Origin of the sequence: Pandoraea sp. XJJ-1 (genome assembly GCF_026802345.1) — a bacterium.
In the GTDB taxonomy this organism is placed as follows: Bacteria; Pseudomonadota; Gammaproteobacteria; order Burkholderiales; family Burkholderiaceae; genus Pandoraea; species Pandoraea cepalis.
In genome coordinates this window covers 23,210-40,421 of the sequence record NZ_CP113828.1, presented here as the reverse complement: position 1 = coordinate 40,421, position 17,212 = coordinate 23,210, and the positions used below count along the sequence as shown (strand labels likewise).

The window sequence follows — 17,212 nt, the reverse complement described above, 5'->3', positions numbered from 1 at the left end:
CCGCCCGCGTCAAGCGTTTTAGCGGCTAAAAATGGGCGCGTGATCTTCTTTCTTGGCGTTCAACCTGGCCGCGTCAGCGGCACTCATGAAGAACGTCATCAGCGGGCCGACCGTGCGGCTCGAACCGTTGGCAAAGCACACGTCGAACTGACCGCCGGCGGTGTGCGGATCGACGCCTTCCACCAGTCGCCAGGGGTCAAGGCCCCATTCCTCGGATTGCGCGCTGTACCAATAGGCCGGCGCATCGCCGTTCAAGTCGCTGGCCGCGTACTCGCGCACCAGGACGGCCACCCGGCCGGTGTTCGGCTCCACGAATCCCGGCGGGTAGGGTAGGGTCTGTTTTTTCATGTCAAAGCCCCTTCGGCTTGTAGATCGAAACGAAGTAGGTGATCGCGGTCAGCACCGCGAAGTACGCCAGGAACGACCAACCGGCATACACGCCAGGCGTGTTCCAGTGGTAGAGCATCCGCACGAACTGGAAGAAGGTGGCAATCGACAGCACCCACTTGAGGATCGGCCAGACCAGCACGGTCGCCACCCATACGAACTTGACCAGGCCGGCCAGCAGGCCAGCACCGGGGGCCTTGTTGGGGGCAGCAGACGCGGCGGCAGGCTCCACCGGCGCGGGCGCGGCGGGCTGCTCGATCTCCTTGGGGAACTTGATGATGTTGGACATAGCTTGACCCTCCACGCGCTTACGTGTTGAATGCTGGGTGCTCCCACTCGGAAGCATGGTTACGGTGTGCCAGCACCAGGCCAAGCGCCCCGGATCACTCCGGGGCGTTCCTCCACCTGGGGCCGCCCTTGATCTTGCCTCGGCTCACGCAATACTCCTTCTTGGCGTCCTCGATAGGCCCGGCCGTTGCCGACCGGGCCATGTGCTCTTACCAGCCGGCCCGGCGCTTGGCCTGCTCGACGGCTTCCATCGACCAATGGCCCTTGGCCTGCCCCTCCAGGGAGCATCCGGCGAAGTACGCCTTGCCGCGCAGTTCCTCGGCTTTGCACACCAGCTCGGCCGCCTCGGCCATCATGGCCGCGATCTCGTCACGGCGGGCCGGGAAGTCGGTCGCTGCCGCGCCCTCCAGCTCGTCAATCCAGGGCATAATCTTGTTGTCGCTCATCGGACTTTCTCCGGTAGTTGACCTGGGCAATGTGCCCGGCCTTCAAGTGCTATATTAGGGCAAAATGCCCTAACCTGTCAAGCACTTTAGCTAAACTTTTTTCGCTTTACCGGAATCCGAAGGCTAAACTTTAGCCGCTAAAACCTTTCCCTTGGCGTCAATCCTCTTTCCAGATCACGCCCAGCCCGGCCTGGTCGCACAGGATCGCCCATGCCGCATAGGGAATCGGGGTGTCCTCGCCGATCCAGCGGCGGATCGTGCGGTCGCCCTTCGCGCCCAGCCCCAGCGCCTTCGCGGCCTTGCTGCCGCTGAACCCGGCCAGGCGCAGCACCTCTCGGACTTCCTCGCCGGTCGGTTGCGCCCAGCGTTCGGCCGGCTTCAAGCACTCCAGCCGGATATTGGCGTCGTTCGTCATTCGTTCGTTCTCCTGGTCAAGTGATAAGCCGCAACTGGTCGAAGCCGTAGATCGACTGGATGCAGCTCGGGTCTGAATCGACCACGCGCCGGCCTGCGCGATTGGTCTTGTACGTTACCGGCCTGTCGTCGTGCGCCCACACCTGGCGGGTGTCGGGATGCACCTTCACGATGATGATGCGCTTGCCGATGTAGCGGTCGAAAACCGGGTGATGGACGCTCACGATCTCGCACCGCTGGCCGGGCTTGAACTCCACCAGGTCGGCCGGGCCTCCATCGCCATTCCTGGCGATGCTGCAGGTTGCCGCGCTCGCTCGCGGCATCGTTGTTTCCGGCGATACAGGCCCGCCCTCGCCCGGCTCGGCATCGTCGGCTTTGACGATGCTGCAGGTCATCGTCGTTTCTGGCGATGCGGGATCTCGCTCCGGGCCTGCGCCGGTGATTTTTCCCTTGGCGTCCAACCCGGCGGCCCTGGCCGCCTTGATCCTGGTCGCGGCCTCGGCCGCCCAGCGCCTGGCGATGAAGGCCCGATGCGAGGGCAGCACCACATCGACCAGGACGAACCCCGGCGGCACCAGGACGGTCGCCGGTGCGCGCCGCGCCGGCGGCTCCAAGCCGGCCAGCCAAGCGGGCAGGGGAGCATCGGCCAGGCGGTCGCGGTAGCTGGCCTCGACCATCACCGGGCGCTTCTTCTCGGCTCGCTGCGCAGCCAGGATGCCGCGCGCAACCTCGTCCACCGTCATGCAGCCCTGCGCCGTGTCGAAGTGCGAGCGGTAGCCCGTTTCGGAGATAAACGGCCTGTCCAGGTCGATGACGTGGAACTGGAAGTGGGCACCCAGCGGCCCGCCGTAGCCGGCCTCGTACTCCACCAGGGCGCGCATGTCGCCATCCGCGACCAGGAACTGGCCGCGCTGGCCCCACAAGGGCACGTCGCCAGGCACCGCCGCGCAATGGCGCTCGATGACCTGGCCGGGCGCGTCGTGGTCGGCCATGCTGCCCACGTGCGTTCCGCCGTTCATCTTCCAGATGACGGCCTCGTATCGGTCGCTGGCCGCCTCGGCGGCCGCACCGTCACCGCGCATGATCGCCGCGTCGATCTCCACCACGGCCGCCACGGCGGCGGCCAGCAGCTCGTCGCGGTCGGTGGGCAGCTCGGCCAGCAGCTCGGCCGCCGGCGCGTTCCAGTCCTGGCCCGGCTGGGCCGGCGTCTTGCGTTTCTTCGCCATCGGCCGGCCCCTCAAGTGTCAGCACGCCGCCACGCGATCACGTCGCGGGCTTCGTAGCCGTGGCGCTTGCAGTCGTCGCAGAATCCCGAGCTGAACCCCTTGTGGTTCGTGCCGATCCATGCGGCCGGCTTGCCGCATTCGTGGCCGTAGGTGCCCGGCTCGGCGTTGTGGCACTTGCCGTCCGTCGCGTAGCTGTTCGTCGGTGCCTGGGGAGCGTTGTTCCTGGTCATGGTCGCCTCCTGGAAGCCCCGGCCGAAGCCGGGGCCGCCCCTCATCAGTCAATAGCCCGGTAGATCGCGGCCGCCTCGGCGTGGCTGGCTGCGAAGCCGCGCAGGAAGTGATAGCGGTCGATCAGGGCATCGCCGGCGTCCGTGTCGGCGGCCTCGGCCGCGAGCTGACCCAGCGCGAACAGGGTTGCGACAATGCCGGCGGCGTCGGCCGACAACTCGCCTCGGAAGCCGTTGCCGTCCACCTCGATCTCCAGGCGGTCGGCCAGGTCGGGGGCCATGTAAAAACCGCCGTCCGACAAGGTGTAGTAGTGCCAATACGCGCCGCTGTAGCGTTCGCAGAGCCGGCGAAGCCAGGCATACACCAGGGCCTCGCCGCGCATCATCAGACGCGGGCCGAAGTAGGCGGGCAGGAAGTCGAGGCGCTGGGCCTCGGCGACCAGGGAAGCGGTAACGGGTTGCTCTTGGGTGTTCATCGGACTTTCTCCGGTAGTTGACCTGGGCGAAATGCCCGGCCTTCAAGTGCTATATTAGGGCAAAATGTCCTAATCGTCAAGCACTTTAGCTAAACGTTTTAGCCGCTAAACCTTGCCCTTTCCCTTGGCGTGCATTACAATGTAATTCACGAACCCAACCGGAGAACCAATCATGGCTGCAAACCAGCTCGTACAAACGCGCATCGACGGCGCGATCAAGGAAGAAGCGGCGGCCGTCCTGGCCGCGATGGGCCTTACCGTGTCCGACGCGGTGCGGCTGCTGCTCACGAAGGTGGCCCAGGACAAGGCGCTGCCCTTCGAGCCGCTGATTCCGAACGCCACCACCATCGAGGCGATGAAGGAAGCCCGCAAGGGCAAGCTGCCGCGCTTCGCCACCGTCAACGATCTGATGGCCGATCTGCATGCGGCAGATTGAGCGCACCGGCCAGTTCAAGCGCGACTACAAGCGCGAGGCGAAAGGGCAGCACCGGGCCACGCTCGACGCCGACCTGGTGCCCGTCCTGGTCGCGCTCGCCGACGACCAGCCGCTGGAACCTCGGCACCGCGACCACGCGCTGACCGGGGACTGGAAGGATCACCGGGATTGCCACGTCAAGCCCGACCTGGTGCTGATCTACCAGAAGCCCGACGCCGACACGCTGCGCCTGGTGCGCCTCGGCTCTCACTCCGAACTCGGCTTGTGATCGGCGCGGGCCTGGCCCCGCGTCTCACGTTTCATTGACACTTGAGGGGCGCTTTCCGCGCCACCGGCCGAGCTGGCCGACCCCCTTCCTTGGCGTAAAACCTGCGGCGGTGGAGCTGCTGCGATGCTTGAGGATCGCGCGGCCGGTCGAACCGCGGCGACCTGGTTGGGGAGTGTGAGGGGGCTTTGCCCCCTCGCAAGCTCTCGAACTTACTGCCTTCCGCCAGGCGCTTGCGCCTGGCTCTCCTAAGCCGTAGCGCCGAAGGCGCTCCATTGTGGGGTGAGGCCGCAAGGCGGCCGAGGGGCGTAGCCCCTGGGGGGATGGGAGGCCGCTTGCGGCCGGGTGGGATCGAGAAGGGGGGTTTCCCCCCTTCGGCGGCCGGTCATGCTGCGCGGTAGCTTGGGCCGTGTTGCCGTTTTTTTCGCCAGCCTCTGGTTAAAACTACCTGGTTATATAAAAAGGTTATAAAGACGGTTAAAAACCTGGTTAGCATGACCGAAAAACGCGCGTAAACCGTTGTCACGCCAAGGAAAAGCGCGAAGAGGCCGCCCCTCAAGTGTCAATGGATAAGCCCCCCATGTGTCAATACGCTGCCCCTCAAGTGTCAAGAACCGCGCCCCTCAAGTGTCAGTAGGGCCGCCCCTCAAGTGTCAATACCGGGGCAGGGTTCCTAACAGGGTTATCCACAACTTCGGTGGATAACTCCATGCCGATCAGGCACTTAGGCCGCCTCGGCGGCCGCCTGGACGGCTCGACCAGGCCGAAATCGGCCGCTGCCCCCCAAGTGTCAACATCGCGCCGGCCCCGCTGCCCCTCAAGTGTCAACGTCAGGGCTGCGCCGGCCGGCCTCGGCCGACTTGTCCCGAAACTGTCCACAACGGCCGCGCCGGTGGGGCAGGGCAGGGAAGGCCCCGGAAACGGGCCAGGAAGGCCCGTCAGGGCCGCAAAGCCCAGCGGCGAGGGCCACCGGCCCGGTGAGGGGTCTCCTCGTTTTCAGTGCAATAAGTGACGGTACGAAAAGCTAGCACTGGCGCGGAGGTGGTGTTGGTAGATCGTTGATTTCATTGACTTTCCTGTTCACTTTCAAATCTGCGATTCGTGGCGTCAAACCGTGGTCGGTTTCATCCATTGGTGCCAGTTATCGATGCATTTGGCCGCGAAGGCAGGATTTGGTCAGCATAGCGGTCAACCGGGAAGCGAAACACACCCCGCAAGTTGATGCTCTCCAGCCTGGTGGGCGCAATCTTCCCGATCAGTTCCGGTGGAATGACCTGGCGGCGGTTCGACCAGCGATCCAGGACCGCCTGCATCTGTGAGGTATTCCACGCCATCACGATGTTGGCCATCAGGCTCAACGCATCGGCCACAGCCTGCATTTCATCGACACGTTTGGCCTGCGCCGGGCTGATCCGGCCGGTATAAATGGCGCGCTTGAGGGCGTTAACAGCCTCGCCCCGATTGAGCACCCGGCGCAACTCGTTCCTGAAAGCGTCCTTGACAAAGTAGTCAGCCAAAAACGCCGTACGCAGCAACCGCCCCAATTGCACGCCAGCCTCATAGATTGGATCGCCCTGGGCGGCAGAACCGAACCGCGCAAGAGCTGCCACCGCACTGGCATGTCCGCTCATGACCGAGGCTGCCAGGTGCACCAGACTATCCCAATGCTTTTCGATCAAAGCGACGTCGACATTGGCTTCGCACACCGCAGCGATTTCTGCGGGCACTTTGGTGCCGCGTGGCACAAAGAGGTGGCGCTGTTTGAGTTCCTTCAACCGCGGGCAAAGATCAAAACCAAGCAAACGGGCATGTGACATGGCAAAGTCGGTGTAGCCATGGGTATCCACAGCAAGCTGGCTGGTCTCCAGCTTTTCTTGGCGGATGACACCTTCAATGGCCACGCCCGCCTGGCGCTCATTGAGCACAAAGGGCTGCGCATGGAAGATGCCCCACCGGTCTTTTACATGGGAGTAGATTCCAATGGAAGGTGTGTTGCGCCGAGGATCAAGCCGGGCTTGCCACACCCGTTTGGTGGTCTCCATGCTCATCATGTCAGAAGATGCCAAATCGGACCGCCCCCAGGTGGCGGCAATCGGGTGTCGCTGCATGAATTCCAGCACAGCCTGGCAGGCCTGGCTCAGACGCCGTTCGTCCCGCGCCCAGCGCATGGCCTGGCGAATGCTGGTGGCAGACAATTGCGGAATCATGCGCGCGCATTCGACCGCAGTCAGACTGGTGCCGTGGGCCATGATGCCGGCATAGACCATCAGCAGCTCGTCGGTAGAGCGCGGCTCACGTCCGAGCATGATCCAGCTAAAGCGCACCTGGGCGTCAACGGCCAGAATCACTTCCGGCAATTGAACCTCACCGATGCGGTGATCCAAAGCCGCGCGCAGCTTGGTCACTTCTGGGTCTTCGTCCTCTGCGGGCAATGGCGACAAATGGAGTTCATCATCCACGCGCAGTACGCCACTGCGGGCTGCAGCGGCCACCGCATCGACACCGGCAGTTACTCTGGCCAGCAAAGGCTTCAAGAAAGTGGCAGCCTTGCTGGGTAACGATAGACGGGCATAGTGTTTCTTGGACTCTGCCTGCCAACGCTCGTCCGTGAAGAACAAGCGCGCACGACCCCGAAAGCTCAGGCTGTGCTCAATCCAGACCGAGCCATTGCGCACCGCGCGGCGCAGGGCAAACAGGGTGGCCACCTCCAACGCCTGAAACGCCCGTTCCCGGTCTGGGCTGGAGATCGAAACCTGCCAGATCATTCCCAGACTTGGTGCCACCACTTCAACTGGCAGCTTTCTGGATCCTTTGAGATATAAAGCTTGCAGCTTGGCAAGGTACTCGATGGCAGGATGCTCGCCGGTGGCCTGCCAGGGCAGCTTTGCAATGGCGACGAGCAACGACCGCACGGGGCGAATTCCATCAATCAATCCCTCGCGGACCAGGGAGGCCCTGCTCGGTGGTTTGCGTTTCTGGGTTTCGGTGATCAAGGCTTCAAGACGGGCACGCAACTCAGCATCTGGCACCGCACCTTGCGCGCTCAAGGCAACAAGTTCGCCGAGCAGCGTTTTGTACATTGCGGCCCAATTGACGGTAGCGGGGACATCGGCGGCAGCCTGACGCCACAGATCGGCGATCCGGCGCTGCACCATAAGGATCAACTGGTCTGTGGTGGTGAACAGGCAATACCGAAGAAAGCATGCGACCTCCACGGTGCGCGCTGGCTCTTTGATCTTGGCTCCGGCTGAGGGCGGCCTGGAGACAAGTCGGCGCGCGTAGCGGCGCAAGATGAGATCGGGGATGTCTGCCAGGTGCTTATGAACGTCCAGCGTGTAAAGCAGGTCGATGCGCTCCAGTACCTCGCTGATTTGGCGGGTTGAGTGTTTCGCCGGTGCAGCCCATAGCCAACTCTGCTGGGTTTGTCCATCTGGGCGCAGCTCTGAAACTGAGGCTCGCCAGCGATCAAGTGTTGCTGGATCAACGCTGGCGGCGATGGCGGTGCCTGTTTCAACTTCAAGCTGGGCAAGTGCCGCCGCAATCAGTGTCCGAATTGCCCGCTCGTGCACGATCACCAGCTTGTTCTTGTACAGCCATTGACGCGCCCGCACGAGTAGCTGATCGCGGTCGGCGCAGCGCGCCACTTCGTCGCGCAGTTCACGTACCAGTGAGCGGCGCTGGTGCTCGCTCATCCACTGGAATCCAAGGACCGTGCAGGCTACTTGTTGGTGATCGAATAGCGTGCGCCCGCGTTCATACATGGCTCTCAGCGAGGCGACTTCTGGTGCTGCAATGCCAAGCTCGTTGCCAAGGTGGCGCCACAAGGCTACTGGAATTACCCGAAAGGCACCGAGCAAACGCCCACTCATGCGCAGGAAACCAATATGGAGCGCCAGACCAAGCTTGTGGGAATCACCTCGGCGTGCATTGATTGCGTCGCGCTCGGCACCATCGAAGGTGAAAAATGCCTTCATCTCGAAGTCGCTGATATCGCGGGGGAGCCCACGCATCCCCAAAAACGTTGTGTGCCAACCCTGCATCGTGAACCTCAAAAGTGGGAGGCCACCATACCCGTTTACAAAGCGAACAGGAAAGTCAATGAAATCAACGGTCTACCCAGACCACCCCCGCGCCAGTGCTAGCTTTGCGTACCGTCACTTATTGCACTGAAAACGAGGAGACCCCCTCTCGACGCGGACCTTCTCTTCGCTCCAGACGGCCTTAAGTTCCTCTTCGTGGCCGTGCCATTTGCGGATGAAGTCGTTGACCATCAAACGGCCGGTGTACTCTGGTGGCCAAACGCGACCGCGCGCGATGTCGAAGACCGACGTGCGCACCGTCTGCCCGCCCTTCGCCTTGACCACCAGGTCTTTGGCGTTCTGGTGAATGAGGGCCTCCTGGGTAGCCCAGAACCGGGTACCCATGAGCACACCGCCCCGATGGCCAGGTCAAATTCCCCCACCCTTGGCCACCCCAAATTCCCCCAGGCAGGACGACCAGATTATGACGACTCGGGTGTGATGGCGATGCGTGCGGCAGCCTCCTTGAGGCGGTAGCTCTTGCCCTCGAACTCCAGCATTGCGCAGCGGTGCATGAGGCGGTCCAGGATGGTGGTGGCCATGGTGGCGTCGCCCAGATATTTGCCCCAGTCCTGCACCACGCGGTTGGATGTGATGACGATGGAGCGGCGCAGCTTGTAGCGCTGGTGCACGATGGCCTGCAGCACCTCGGCTGCGTGCTCGCTGATGCGTCTGGCCAGGAACAGGTCATCGAGGATGATCAGGTCCGGTGAGACCCAGTCCTTGAGCAGCTCGGTGCGCTCTGAGTCGCTGGCCAACGCGTAGCGAGCAAACTCGGTGTCGGCTTCCAGGTAACGCGCGTCGTATCCCTGCAGCGTTGCCTGGTAGGCCACGGCCTTGGCCACATGGCTCTTGCCGGTACCGGGCTTGCCGATGATCAGCGCATTGGCGCCCTCGCCGATGAACTTCAGGGTATGCAACTCGAAGCAGGCGCTGCGCGGCAGCTTCGGGTTGAAACGCCAGTCGAAGTCAGCCAGCGAGGGCCGCTCATCCAGGCCCGAGCGCTTGAAGCGGCGCTCGGTCAGACGCGAGCGCCGGCGGTCCAGTTCGTCTTGCAGCATGGCCCCAAAGGTCTCCAGGAAGGGCTCCTGCGCGGCCTGGGCCTGCATCACGCGGGTGGACAGGGTCTCGGCAATGCCGGACAGACGCAGCTCGCGCAGCGCGCGTTCGATCTCGATCATGTTCATGGCTGAATTCCAGGTGCGTTGTTGGTGTTGTTGGTGGTGGTGTTCGCCGTGGCGGACTCGAGCGTGCTCGTGGCTGTGACGGCCGCAGCGTGCGCGAACAGATCGGCGTACTCATCGGCGTCGCGGATGAGCTCGTGCTGCTGGGTCAGCGTGCGCCCGCCGCCGGCGGGCGCACCGCTGGACTGGGTCTCGATGGCGTTGAGCGCCTGGGCAAAGATGGCCTCGGTCAAAGCCAGCACGCGCTTGTAGCTGTAAATCCCCTGCTCCAGGGCCTGTGCGCAGGCGGTGTCGACGCAGTGCGCTGGGTATCGCCTGGCCAGGCTGACGATGCCCCAGAGCTTGCGCTGGCCCACCCGACCCTCGATGGCAAAGAGCAGCTCACACAGCCGTTTGGCGTGCTCACCGATCTCGCCAGCCTGACGCAGGATCAGACGGGTCTCGCGCGAAGGATTGAATACCCGCTCCTCCATGGGCAGCACCACCGTGCCGGGGCGCTCGGCTTTGGCGTGGGTGCGCAGCAGGGCGCCGGTTTGCAGATCGCGGATCTCGATGCGCTGGGCATAGATGCGCACCAGCACCTTGGAGCCGATGTTCGCCGGGCGAGCGGCGTAGCTGCTGTGATCCACCCGCACGCAGCTGTCGTCGCAGACGGTGCGCACCGCCTCCTCGAAATACTGCATGCCCAGGAGCGGCAGAGGTTTGAGGTGGCTGCGCTCCTCCTCGAACATGGCCTGCACCTGGCGCCGCTCGGTGCCGTGGATGCGCTTGGCTGCCCAGCTCTTCTCCCAGTGCGCCAGGAACTCGTTCTGGGCCTCGATGGACTCAAAGCGCCGGCCCTTCAAGGCCGTGGCCTGGGTGTGGCCAATGGCATGCTCCACCGTGCCCTTGCGGTTGGGGTCTCGCACCCGCGCCGGGTCGGCCACCACGCCATAGTGCGCCAGGGTGGCGGCGTAGACTTTGTTGAGTTCGGGCTCGTACAGGTCGGGCTTGAAGACGCCTTCCTTCAGATTGTCCAGAACCACGTACTGCGGGCAGCCACCGAAGTACCGCAGAGCCTGCTCGTGCAACTCGGCCCAGATTTGCTGGCTGGACTTCCAGACCACGCAGCGGAAACTGGCGCGCGAGTAGCGCAGCGTGGCCACGAACAGGCGGGGCTTGCGGTACCGCTCGCTGCCCGGCACGCGGGTGGGCGCGCCCTCGCCGTAGTCCACCTGCATCTCCTCCCCAGGCAGAAAGGACAGGCGGTCGAACTGCTCGGGCTCCTTGTGGCGCAGCTTTGCACAGAAGCGTTTGACCGAGTTGTACTGACCAGTAAATCCGTGCTGGTCGACCAGGTCCTGGAAGATGGCCATGGCGTTGCGCTTCAGACGCAACTGGGCTTCGATGAACTCGCGCCAGGGTTCGCACAGGGAGGTGGCCACCGGCACAGCAGCCGGTGGCCAGGGTGGGGGAATTTGCTGGGCCGAGCCGGTGGCCACCCCGGGGGAATTTGACTGCAGTTGCTCCAGCCAGCGTTGGTGATAGCTCCTGACCGTCTTGCGGTCGATGCCCGTGATGCGGGCGATCTCGCGTTGCGATGTATTGCGCTCCAGCAGTGTCTCTATGGTGGCGCGTTGGTTGGACTTCAAGACATTCACTCCTTGGCCTTCCCTCGAGGAAGACCGGATCAATGTCCTGCCAACAGGTGCCGACGGCGCCGGCGTTTAACCCCTATCCCCGATCAGTTCAGGTGGGGGAGTTTGAGGTGGCCATAAGTGGGGGAGTTTGGGTGGCCATCAGGGCACATGGGCTGGTTTAGCCTGGTGGCCTTATGCTTCTCTGCCGGTGCCGTGCGCGATCGTCTGCTGGCTTTCCGCCATTGGATCGACCGTGCCTTCGGCGGGCGGCTGGTCGGCTTCGGAGTACTGATAGCGGTGGCCCGGCGCTGATTGCGTCGGGCATTGCCCTCGCTGCGCGTGCCTTCCTTTTAGCGTGAGCCATGTCGCAGTAAGAGTTGGAGTACAGCGATTGATGCCCGCTTTACGGCCAGTGTTATGCCGAATTGCGGGCTCGACAACCTAACGATTGGCATCTATTGCGATTCTCGAATAGGTAGCAAGTTCAAGAATGTTTTCAGAATCGGCGCAATGTGATCGTGACGGTAGATACAACTGACCGGTACAGTGGCCTTGGAGCCCACGAGTTCAGTGAAGCCGAAGTCAGGCCACGAAATCATGGCTACTGTCTCGGGAACAATTGTCACGCCGACGCCGGCCAACGCCAGAGCCATGGCTGCATTGACGTCTTCAACTATGGCGACAACCTTTGGCTCCACTCGCGCGTTTTTGAATACGCCGATGACTTCGTCTGCGAAACTGGGGCGTCCTTCTCGCGGGAACAGGATCAAGGGCTCGTTACGAAGCGCGCTGCAATGAACTTGCTCACCAAACGAGCGAGCGCGCGACTTTTGCGCACCCAGAAATAGCCTCTCATTGGTTACGTTTCGGACAACTACACCCTCCTGATAGGGGTAGAAACGCCCGAACCCGATATCGATGGTGCCAGCGTCCAGCGCTTCAATCTGGCGGTTCTTGCTCATCTGCGTCAAGGACACAGTTGCCGAGGGAGCAACCGACAAGAGTTGCCGCAGCAGTAGCGGTAGCGTATGCAAAACGACGGTTCCGAAATAGGCGACGCGCAATTCCCCGATTTCACCGCGCGATGCTGCACGTGATCTCACCCTTGAGATCTCGGTAACGTGCAGTAGGCGCCTGGCATCCTCTAAAAATGTTGTACCCGCTGCCGTCAGTTCTACGCCGCGGTGCGTGCGTTCAAACAGCACCACACCGAGATCCTGTTCCAGGGCCTGTATTTGTCGGGTAATGGGCGGCTGAGAAATATGCAGGCGTCTTGCCGCAGCACCGATATTTCCCTCTTCTGCGACCGCGATGAAATAGCGAAGCTGCCGAAATTCCATTTAATAACCTCTGGTTTTCCCTAGGGTGAGCACCGCCAATCCATACCGATCCCGTATCAAAAAGGCCAAAAAAAGGTATTGGACCGCATGACACGCGAATCTTAGCATTCATGTTTGAAGCACCAACTCATTGGTGTTTCAGCCATGAAATCTTGAAAGGAGACGAGTCATGGATAAACGAGTTGCCGAGGTCGCAGGCGCGATCGTCGAGGCAGTACGCAAAATTTTGCTGGACAAGCGCGTCACGGAAGCCGAATACCGCGCGGGTGTCGACTATCTCACCGAGGTCGCACAGACGCGGGAAACCGCGCTGCTTCTGGATGTTTTCCTGAACAGCACCATCATCGAAGGCAAGGCGCAGCGCTCGCGGACCTCTGCGCCTGCGATCCAGGGGCCGTACTTCCTGGAAGGTGCTCCTGTAGTTGAAGGCGTCCTCAAGACCTACGATACCGACGACCACAAACCGCTGATCATTCGCGGTACGGTGAGCTCGGACACGGGCGAGTCGCTCGCCGGCGCTGTCATCGACGTGTGGCACTCGACGCCTGATGGCTTGTACAGCGGGATCCACGACAACATCCCCGTGGACTACTACCGCGGAAAACTCGTGACGGATTCCCAGGGCAACTATCGCGTGCGCACCACGATGCCAGTGCCATACCAGATCCCCTCCGAGGGGCCGACTGGGCGTCTGCTGGGCCACCTGGGCAGCCATACCTGGCGTCCGGCGCACGTGCACTTCAAGGTGCGCAAGGACGGTTTCGAACCGTTGACCACGCAATACTACTTCGAAGGGGGCAAATGGGTGGACGATGACTGCTGTCACGGCGTCACCCCCGACCTGATTACGCCCGAGACGATCGAGGACGGGGTGCGGGTCATGACTCTGGACTTCGTAATCGAGCGTGAGCAGGCCGAGCAACGCAAGTCGGCTACGGAGAAAGTGGCATGAAGATCGAAGCGATCGATGTGACGCTGGTGGACGTCCCCGCTTCGCGTCCCATCCAGATGTCGTTTACCACGGTGCAGAAGCAGAGCTATGCGATCGTGCAGATCCGTGCGGGCGGGCTTGTCGGCATCGGCGAGGGCAGCAGCGTAGGTGGGCCGACTTGGAGTTCCGAATGCGCTGAAACCATCAAGGTCATCATCGAAACGTACTTGGCGCCGCTCCTGATCGGCAAGGACGCGACAAATCTGCGAGAGCTCCAGCACTTAATGGAGCGCGCCGTAACCGGAAACTATTCGGCCAAGGCGGCCATCGACGTTGCGCTGCATGATCTGAAGGCACGCTCTCTGAACCTGCCGCTGAGCGATTTGATCGGCGGCGCGATCCAGCAGGGTATCCCCATTGCCTGGACCTTGGCGAGCGGCGACACGCAGCGGGACATCGCAATCGCCGAGGAAATGATCGAGCGGCGTCGGCACAACCGGTTCAAGATCAAGCTTGGCGTGCGCTCCCCGGCAGATGATTTGCGCCATATCGAGAGGATTATCGAGCGCGTCGGTGACCGTGCTGCGGTGCGGGTCGATATCAACCAGGCCTGGGATGAGAACACGGCATCGGTGTGGATTCCGCGCCTGGAGGCGGCCGGTGTCGAACTGGTCGAACAGCCGGTGGCACGCAGCAACTTCGATGCGCTTCGGCGCCTGTCGGCCGACAACGGGGTGGCCATCCTGGCCGATGAAAGCCTGAGCTCGCTGGCGTCCGCCTTCGAACTGGCGCGCCATCATTGCGTCGACGCCTTCTCGCTGAAGCTGTGCAACATGGGCGGGGTGGCAAATACCCTCAAGGTCGCCGCGATCGCGGAAGCCTCGGGCATTGCGTCCTATGGGGGCACCATGTTGGATTCATCAATCGGCACCGCTGCTGCTCTCCATGTGTATGCCACATTGCCGACGATGCCCTTCGGATGTGAACTGCTAGGGCCCTGGGTGTTAGCCGACACGCTTACGCAGACCCAACTCGAGATCAAGGACTTCGAGATTCGGTTGCCCTCGGGTCCTGGGTTGGGTGTTGATATCGATCCGGACAAGCTGCGCCACTTCACCCGCGCGGGTTGATTGAAGAGTGCTGCAGACTACCCGAGCAAGCCCATTCGATGGATCGTTCCATTCCCGCCGGGCGGTGCAATCGACATGGTTTCTCGTGTCTTGGCCCAGCGCGTGTCGCAAACGCTGGGGCAGCCGGTGACAGTGGAGAATCGTCCGGGCTCGGGCGGGATCATCGGCAGCGCGGAGGTCGCGCGCTCCCCGGCTGACGGTTATACGCTGCTGGTGAACTCGACAGGGCTGGCAGTGGACAAGTGGTTTTATCCGAACGTCGCCTACGATGCTCGGAAAGCATTTGCCCCCGTGGCGCTGTTGGCAACTATCCCCAGCGTTCTAGTGGTGCCGGCTGATTCCCCATACAAGGATGCCAGGAGCCTACTAGCGTACGCAAAGGCCAACCCCGGTAAGGTGTCATTCGCCTCTGCAGGCATGGGGACGTCGATCCATCTGGCGGCCGCTCTGCTGGCCGCTCAGGTCGGGGTTGACCTGCTCCACGTGCCCTACAAAGGGAGCACGCCAGCTGCCGCCGACCTGATCGCGGGGCGAGTCTCCATGATGGTCGATTCGATCACCGCACAGCAGTCGTTTATCAAATCTGGACGGGTGCGTGCGCTGGGTGTCACCAGCTTGCAACCCGCGCCCTCATTGCCTGGGATTCCTCCCCTGGCGCAAGCAGCCGACCTTCCGAAGTTCGAGGTCCTGACATGGTTTGGCTTATTTGTGCCGTCACGTACCTCGCCGGACATCGTCAAGGTGCTCAACACAGCAATGAATGAAGCACTGAAGACCCCGGAGGTACAAAAGGCGCTGGCGGATATCGGCGCTTCAGCGCAGGGGGGAACATCGCAAGCTCTGGGCGTCTTATGGGACAACGAGATCGACCGATGGGGCCAGTTGATCGTCCACCATCGACTCAACACCCAATGAACTGTAATCGGAGAGATGAAGATGTTGACTGAAGGGATATCGATTCAATCGTATGACGGGCATACATTCGGCGCGCTCGTGGGCTCGCCGGCCAAAGCGCCCGCTCCCGTGATTGTGATCGCTCAAGAAATATTTGGTGTGAACGCGTTCATGCGAGAAACGGTGTCATGGCTGGTCGACCAGGGGTATGCGGCAGTTTGCCCTGATCTGTACGCGCGCCAGGCGCCAGGTACAGCACTCGATCCGCAGGATGAGGCGCAGAGAGAGCAAGCCTACAAGCTCTGGCAGGCCTTCGACATGGAGGCCGGCGTGGGCGATCTGGAGGCTGCTATCCGCTATGCGCGACACCAACCCTACAGCAACGGCAAGGTGGGATTGGTGGGGTATTGCCTGGGCGGTGCGCTTGCCTTTCTAGTGGCCGCCAAAGGATACGTGGATCGCGCCGTAGGCTACTACGGTGTTGGACTGGAGAAGCAACTCAACAAGGTCCCGGAAGTCAAGCATCCGGCGTTGTTTCACATGGGCGGCCAAGACCACTTCGTGCCCGCGCCAAGCCGCCAGCTGATTACTGAAGGCTTCGGTGCCAATCCATTGCTGCAAGTGCACTGGTACGAAGAGGCCGGACACTCGTTCGCCAGGACGAGCAGTCCGGGCTATGTGGCGAGTGCCGCGGCGTTGGCCAACGAACGTACACTGGATTTCCTGGCGCCCTTGCAGAGCAAGAAGCCATGAATTTCATTCACGACTATCGTTCCCCGCGGGTGATTTTTGGACCCGATAGCCTCGCCCGATTGCCGCAGGAACTGGAACGTCTCGGCATTGACCGGGCGCTCGTGTTGACCACGCCTGAGCAGGCGCCCCTGGGACGGCAAGTGGCCGAGCCGGTCATCGGCCACGTGGCAGCCTTCTACGATGGTGCGACCATGCATGTACCCGCTTTGGTGGCTGAGGAGGCCTGCAAGATTGCGCGCACGAGTGAGGCTAATGGCGTCATTGCGATTGGTGGGGGATCTACTATCGGACTCGCTAAGATCGTGGCGCTCCGTACAGAGTTGCCCATCGTCGCTGTGCCCACGACATATGCAGGTAGCGAGATGACGTCCATCTTCGGTATCACAGAGGGTGGCGTCAAGAAAACCGGCCGCGACGCGCGCGTCATGCCCCGTGCAGTTATCTACGAGCCCCGGCTGACCCTAGAGCTACCTCTTAGCATCAGCGTGACCAGCGCGATCAATGCAATAGCCCATGCAGTTGAAGGCCTGTATGCGCCAGATGCCACGCCGCTGCTTACCATCATGGCCCAGGAAGGAATCGCAGCGACGGTACGCGCGATTCCCAAGTTGTATCAATCACCAAGAGATCTTCAGGCTCGCGGCGACGCGCTTTATGGCGCTTGGCTCTGCGCGAGCGTGCTTGGCAACGTCAGTATGGCATTGCACCACAAGCTGTGCCACACGCTGGGAGGAACGCTCGATCTCCCTCATGCCCAGACCCATACGGTCGTGCTGCCCCACGCGCTGGCCTATAACGCGCGCGCGGTGCCAGACGCAATGCGTGTGCTGCGCATTGCCCTGGGGCATGACGATCCACCCACGGCCTTGTACGAATTGGCTCGCGACAATGGCGCACCCGTGGCCTTGCGCGATCTCGGAATGCACGAGGAGGATATTGAGCATGTTGGCGACCTGGCATTGCAGGACCGCTATCCCAATCCGCGGGAACTGGATCGAGACGCATTGCTTGCATTGCTGCGCGATGCGTACCACGGACGCCCGCCTTCCGCTTGAGGAGGTTGGCATGGAATTTTCTTTTGATACAAGTTGACGCCCCAGGCGTTGGCCACTCCAGC

General features: G+C 62.1%; 19 protein-coding genes and 1 pseudogene. 8 read left to right on the top strand and 12 right to left on the bottom strand.

Translation table 11 applies throughout. The features are described from left to right. Positions 1-18 precede the first annotated feature (18 nt). The 7 genes from OYT13_RS25075 to OYT13_RS25045 all read right to left on the bottom strand — a co-directional run bounded on the left by OYT13_RS25075 (position 19) and on the right by OYT13_RS25045 (position 3,464). The gene (locus OYT13_RS25075) at positions 19-348 is read right to left on the bottom strand and encodes a DUF2761 domain-containing protein (RefSeq protein ID WP_011114064.1); all 330 of its coding nucleotides are present in this window, start codon (positions 346-348) and stop codon (positions 19-21) included. A gap of 1 nt (position 349) precedes the next feature. Then, the gene (kleE, locus tag OYT13_RS25070; protein WP_011114065.1) at positions 350-676 is read right to left on the bottom strand and encodes a KleE stable inheritance protein; all 327 of its coding nucleotides are present in this window, start codon (positions 674-676) and stop codon (positions 350-352) included. A gap of 208 nt (positions 677-884) precedes the next feature. Further along, positions 885-1,121: a stable inheritance protein KleA gene (kleA, locus tag OYT13_RS25065; protein WP_011114066.1), complete on the bottom strand. Its 237-nt coding sequence runs from the start codon at positions 1,119-1,121 to the stop codon at positions 885-887. Between the two features lie 157 nt (positions 1,122-1,278). Beyond that, the gene (korC, locus tag OYT13_RS25060; RefSeq protein ID WP_011114067.1) at positions 1,279-1,536 is read right to left on the bottom strand and encodes a transcriptional repressor KorC; all 258 of its coding nucleotides are present in this window, start codon (positions 1,534-1,536) and stop codon (positions 1,279-1,281) included. Between the two features lie 16 nt (positions 1,537-1,552). Next, the gene (locus OYT13_RS25055) at positions 1,553-2,761 is read right to left on the bottom strand and encodes a hypothetical protein (protein ID WP_011114068.1); all 1,209 of its coding nucleotides are present in this window, start codon (positions 2,759-2,761) and stop codon (positions 1,553-1,555) included. A gap of 11 nt (positions 2,762-2,772) precedes the next feature. Further along, positions 2,773-2,991: a hypothetical protein gene (locus tag OYT13_RS25050; protein ID WP_012478187.1), complete on the bottom strand. Its 219-nt coding sequence runs from the start codon at positions 2,989-2,991 to the stop codon at positions 2,773-2,775. Between the two features lie 44 nt (positions 2,992-3,035). Then, the gene (locus OYT13_RS25045) at positions 3,036-3,464 is read right to left on the bottom strand and encodes an antirestriction protein (RefSeq protein ID WP_011114069.1); all 429 of its coding nucleotides are present in this window, start codon (positions 3,462-3,464) and stop codon (positions 3,036-3,038) included. 172 nt (positions 3,465-3,636) lie between these two features. On the opposite strand from OYT13_RS25045, the gene OYT13_RS25040 reads away from it, so the two are divergent. Both OYT13_RS25040 and OYT13_RS25035 read left to right on the top strand, forming a co-directional pair. Continuing rightward, positions 3,637-3,900 (top strand): type II toxin-antitoxin system RelB/DinJ family antitoxin, encoded by a 264-nt coding sequence (locus OYT13_RS25040; protein ID WP_011114070.1) that lies wholly within the window; start codon positions 3,637-3,639, stop codon positions 3,898-3,900. Beyond that, positions 3,887-4,168 carry a type II toxin-antitoxin system YafQ family toxin gene (locus OYT13_RS25035; protein WP_011114071.1) on the top strand — a complete coding sequence of 94 codons (282 nt, stop codon included), beginning with the start codon at positions 3,887-3,889 and terminating at the stop codon, positions 4,166-4,168. Before OYT13_RS25040 ends, OYT13_RS25035 begins: the two co-directional genes overlap by 14 nt. A gap of 1,121 nt (positions 4,169-5,289) precedes the next feature. Here OYT13_RS25035 and OYT13_RS25030 read toward each other — a convergent pair. From OYT13_RS25030 to istA, 4 genes are all read right to left on the bottom strand, one after another. Next, positions 5,290-8,205, bottom strand: a complete 2,916-nt coding sequence (locus OYT13_RS25030; RefSeq protein WP_003049965.1) for a Tn3-like element IS1071 family transposase — start codon at positions 8,203-8,205, stop codon at positions 5,290-5,292. 114 nt (positions 8,206-8,319) lie between these two features. Beyond that, positions 8,320-8,589 (bottom strand): hypothetical protein, encoded by a 270-nt coding sequence (locus tag OYT13_RS25025; protein WP_268567935.1) that lies wholly within the window; start codon positions 8,587-8,589, stop codon positions 8,320-8,322. 77 nt (positions 8,590-8,666) lie between these two features. After that, entirely contained in the window at positions 8,667-9,431 is a 765-nt protein-coding gene (gene istB, locus OYT13_RS25020; protein ID WP_060983853.1) for an IS21-like element helper ATPase IstB, read from the bottom strand. Further along, positions 9,428-11,068, bottom strand: a complete 1,641-nt coding sequence (gene istA / locus OYT13_RS25015) for an IS21 family transposase (RefSeq protein WP_060983852.1) — start codon at positions 11,066-11,068, stop codon at positions 9,428-9,430. The genes istB and istA overlap by 4 nt, the downstream gene beginning before the upstream one ends. 144 nt (positions 11,069-11,212) lie before the next feature. Between istA and OYT13_RS25010 the strand changes: the two are divergent. Beyond that, a pseudogene (locus OYT13_RS25010) lies at positions 11,213-11,359 on the top strand (LysE family translocator); the annotation flags it as partial. A 143-nt stretch (positions 11,360-11,502) separates the two neighbouring features. Here the strand turns inward: OYT13_RS25010 and OYT13_RS25005 are convergent. Continuing rightward, positions 11,503-12,387, bottom strand: a complete 885-nt coding sequence (locus tag OYT13_RS25005; protein ID WP_012248462.1) for a LysR substrate-binding domain-containing protein — start codon at positions 12,385-12,387, stop codon at positions 11,503-11,505. A gap of 169 nt (positions 12,388-12,556) precedes the next feature. On the opposite strand from OYT13_RS25005, the gene OYT13_RS25000 reads away from it, so the two are divergent. From OYT13_RS25000 to OYT13_RS24980, 5 genes are all read left to right on the top strand, one after another. Then, positions 12,557-13,339, top strand: coding sequence for a chlorocatechol 1,2-dioxygenase (locus OYT13_RS25000; protein WP_268567934.1), 783 nt, complete (start codon positions 12,557-12,559; stop codon positions 13,337-13,339). Then, the gene (locus OYT13_RS24995) at positions 13,336-14,448 is read left to right on the top strand and encodes a muconate cycloisomerase family protein (protein ID WP_063599758.1); all 1,113 of its coding nucleotides are present in this window, start codon (positions 13,336-13,338) and stop codon (positions 14,446-14,448) included. Before OYT13_RS25000 ends, OYT13_RS24995 begins: the two co-directional genes overlap by 4 nt. A gap of 75 nt (positions 14,449-14,523) precedes the next feature. Next, a complete protein-coding gene (locus tag OYT13_RS24990) occupies positions 14,524-15,363 on the top strand; it encodes a Bug family tripartite tricarboxylate transporter substrate binding protein (RefSeq protein WP_268567942.1) in 840 nt (279 codons plus the stop codon). A gap of 15 nt (positions 15,364-15,378) precedes the next feature. Continuing rightward, positions 15,379-16,095, top strand: a complete 717-nt coding sequence (locus OYT13_RS24985; protein WP_256943243.1) for a dienelactone hydrolase family protein — start codon at positions 15,379-15,381, stop codon at positions 16,093-16,095. After that, a complete protein-coding gene (locus tag OYT13_RS24980; RefSeq protein ID WP_063599757.1) occupies positions 16,092-17,150 on the top strand; it encodes a maleylacetate reductase in 1,059 nt (352 codons plus the stop codon). The genes OYT13_RS24985 and OYT13_RS24980 overlap by 4 nt, the downstream gene beginning before the upstream one ends. Positions 17,151-17,212 lie beyond the last annotated feature (62 nt).